Source organism: Mesorhizobium sp. M7A.F.Ca.CA.004.06.1.1 (assembly GCF_003999135.1).
GTDB lineage: Bacteria > Pseudomonadota > Alphaproteobacteria > Rhizobiales > Rhizobiaceae > Mesorhizobium.
In genome coordinates, this window is sequence record NZ_RZPQ01000828.1 from 1 (window position 1) to 2,486 (window position 2,486).

The 2,486-nt window shown below is 58.8% G+C and carries 3 protein-coding genes and 1 pseudogene; 1 reads left to right on the plus strand and 3 read right to left on the minus strand.

From position 1 onward, the window contains the following. Positions 1-214: 214 nt before the first annotated feature. The 3 genes and pseudogenes from EN906_RS30730 to EN906_RS39055 form a co-directional block, all read right to left on the minus strand. A complete protein-coding gene (locus tag EN906_RS30730; protein WP_127272447.1) occupies positions 215-451 on the minus strand; it encodes a hypothetical protein in 237 nt (78 codons plus the stop codon). 449 nt (positions 452-900) lie between these two features. Continuing rightward, positions 901-1,251, minus strand: coding sequence for a hypothetical protein (locus tag EN906_RS30735; RefSeq protein ID WP_236383564.1), 351 nt, complete (start codon positions 1,249-1,251; stop codon positions 901-903). A 90-nt stretch (positions 1,252-1,341) separates the two neighbouring features. Next, positions 1,342-1,524, minus strand: a pseudogene (locus EN906_RS39055) (hypothetical protein); the annotation flags it as partial. Between the two features lie 299 nt (positions 1,525-1,823). Here EN906_RS39055 and EN906_RS30745 point away from each other — a divergent pair. Beyond that, on the plus strand, positions 1,824-2,486 hold a 663-nt coding region (locus EN906_RS30745), incomplete at its 3' end, for a CHASE domain-containing protein (RefSeq protein ID WP_245484364.1).

The following is a 2,486-nucleotide window of genomic DNA, read 5'->3' on the forward strand; positions in this document are numbered from 1 at the left end:
CAGCCCCACAGATTGCGCTTTATCCGGGCATGCCGGCGTCAGTCATGATCGTCACCGAGGAACGCACCGCGCTCGACTATGTGCTAGGTCCGTTGGTTGTGTCGTTCCACTCCGCCTTTCGCCAGAAATAATAGGAGTTCGCGCCTATTCTTCGCGCTGGCCAACTGGTGAACCGCCGCGTCGAAGCCTCTGCGAGCATCGCTTCGAAGGCGCTTCAGGTCCTCTTGTTGGTGGTCGGCCTCGGGCGCACAACTTCCAAATCAATCTTGTTTGGCAGGTCTGGCCCTGCACTCTTGATAGCGGTGGTCATTCGGTGAGCAGGCGGGATGATGACCATCCGGACGTGTCGTTCAGGCCAGAGCGGCTTCCCGAAAATCAGAAAAAAGACAGCTATCAGGATGATGACCAATCCCGCTGCAAACGCGTTCGCGATGATCTCACCAGGATGCATGCGCTCTCCATGAATGAGTACCCGCCACGCCAAGCGAGCCGTGGCGGGTAATCAACCAACCGACGATGAAGACAATGATCGACGGTCACATTTCCAAATGTGGAAAAGGCTCCGTTGTTTCATGGGTCAGACCTTTGCGCTTCCATGTTGGGCTTTAGTCGGATCCGAGCAAGAAGGTGGTAGCAGTGCCAGCGCGAAGGCCCGTCACTGACCAGCAATGACGGGACCTGCCCCGTCGGGACACTTGGCCCGGGGTCGCAAGCGAAGCTACGAACGATCTTAAGAGGCATTCCCACTGACACCGTCAGCAATCCCCCCGACATGAGGATGATGCCTGCTTGCCGCTGGTTCTCCAGAAGGGTCTTGGCAAGTGCCTCAACTCTGGGGCGCGCGCCCTGATAACCGGGCACGCCGTTCGACGGCACCTACTTGCTACCCGTGCGGCCATTTCAATCGAGGATGCCGGCCGTTCGCAAATTCGCGAGGAGTCTGGCAGGGGCATCATTGCAGCTGATAGAAGACTGCTCGGCCATGCTCAGCGAGCACCAGGCCGCTATTTCGGCAACCAAGGCCTCGCCTCCGTCAATGGACGCCGAAACAAGGTGTCCGTCGTTGCCCATGGCAATTGCAACAGTGCCGTCCGCGCCATATCCGATCGCCGCAATTCTTTGAAATCGCCGGTCGCCGTCGACACGGACGTCGAACAGCACCGAGCCGGCGGTCTTTTCCGCCGCGTCTTCCACGCGATCGGAAAACGGGCGATTCATACTGCCTAGATTTGACAGCGACTGTTCAAACAAGACGAGTTCCACGTACTGCGCATTCATGAAGCGACTATGAGCGCGCGGGAGCAGCCGGCAATCCTGCCGTCGCCATTTCACACAGGAAACCTAAGTTGGGAGGGCAATCGGATTTGACACAGGGCATGTCCTCACCCGAGTTCGTGTCTCCCGAACGTCGCTCCTTGAGTTGAAGGTTGCAACGGCATCGTCGAGGGCCGTGACTATGCCGATGTTCGTCCCTGATTTTCCGTGCCGCACCCGATGAACTATCTCGGATAGCTGGGCGCGATCGGTCGATACGCCAAGCCATTCGCGGGCGTTGCACCGGCCGGCCCCCGGGGTGGCACTCCCAGTGAGGAGGACCCAACCGCCCTCCGCACGAGCGGCAGAAGCGGCCGCTGGTCGAAGATTTCACCAAGAGTTTTGCTGGAGCCTTGCTTTCGCATCGTCAACAAGGACGAAGGCGAGCGCCAAAGTGCAGCCTTTCGGAACTTGGTGGCAGAGACCGGAAGCTTTTATGTAGCTTCGAAGTCTAAATTTAAGCAGTTCGTTCTAGGTTGACCGGTGGGCTTGTTGTCAAGGAAACGCAATTGGGTGGATCGGGCAGAGCAATTTTCAATTTCGAAGGCGCAAGAAAGGCAGTTTTTTCAACGGCCAACTTGCCGGCGGCAATTGCGGTCGCCGTGCTTGTGATTTGCGCGATTCTTGCCGACTTGCAGAACACGAAAGTCTCCGATCAGCTCGCGCGCGCCGAAGTCCAAGCCAAGGTCAATATCATCCGGGCCAAGCTCGAAGGCAATGTAAACGGTAACCTCCAACTCGTTCAGGGCCTGGTCTCGACTGTGGTTACGGAGCCGTATATGGGGCAGCAGAGATTTGCCTCCCTTGCCAGCAACCTGTTCCAACAGAAATCGCAGCTGCGCAACATCGCCGGTGCTCCCGATCTCGTCATCTCACTGATGTATCCCATGGAAGGCAACCAGAAGGCGATCGGGCTCGATTACCGAAAGAGCGAGGCGCAACGAACGGCCGCGCTTCGCGCGCGCGACCTTGGCATTCTTGTGCTGGCAGGTCCCGTCGATCTGGCCCAGGGAGGGCGGGGCTTTGTCGGCCGCATTCCCGTCTTTGTGCCGACGGCGGGCGGCGGCAGCCGCTTCTGGGGCATCATCTCGGCCGTCATCGATGTCCACCAGCTCTACGCGGCAAGTGGCCTGAATGACCCCGGGCTAGACATCGACGTCGCGCTGACGGGG